The organism is Mesorhizobium sp. M1E.F.Ca.ET.063.01.1.1, from assembly GCF_003998155.1.
Lineage (GTDB): Bacteria > Pseudomonadota > Alphaproteobacteria > Rhizobiales > Rhizobiaceae > Mesorhizobium.
Window position 1 is genome coordinate 1 of the sequence record NZ_RZSC01001478.1, and the last position, 579, is coordinate 579.

General features: G+C 66.0%; 1 protein-coding gene. It reads right to left on the minus strand.

The genetic code is table 11. From position 1 onward, the window contains the following. The coding region (gfa, locus tag EOA29_RS39325) for an S-(hydroxymethyl)glutathione synthase (RefSeq protein ID WP_126092883.1) at positions 1-566 on the minus strand (566 nt) is incomplete at its 3' end. Between the last annotated feature and the right edge of the window lie 13 nt (positions 567-579).

The window sequence follows — 579 nt, forward strand, 5'->3', positions numbered from 1 at the left end:
GCCGCCAGGGCTCCCGACTTCTTCGCGGTCCAGGTGGCGATATAGTCCATCAGGCCGGGACTGAGGCAGTCATAGGGTTCGAGCCCGATCGACTTGAGCTGGGCGCGGATGCCGGCCATGCGGCTCGGGTCGACACCGGATTCGATGATCGAGGAGACGAAGGCGGCGAAGCCCGGCGGCGACCAGCCGTCCTCCTCGAAGCGCTCGGGATGGATGAAGGACAGGCCCTTGAAGGCATGGTCGCGCTCGACCGGGCCGTACATGTGGACGCCGCAGCCGGTGCAGGCATGGCGCAGGATGAGGGCCGAGGAGTCGACGACCTTCAGCTTGTCGCCGTTCTCGGTGACGGTCACGTCGCCGCTGGCGGCAACGGCAACCACCGAGAAGAGCGCGCCTTCCGGCTTCCAGCACTTGGTGCAGCCGCAGGCGTGGTTGTGGGCGATCTGGCCCTTGACCTTCACCTTCACCGGGTTGCTGGTGCAGGCGCAGACCAGCGTGCCGCCGGTAAAGGATGCGCTCTCCTTGGGCAGCCCATTGTCGATCTTCGGATGCAGTTTCTCGGCCATTCGTCCTTCCTCC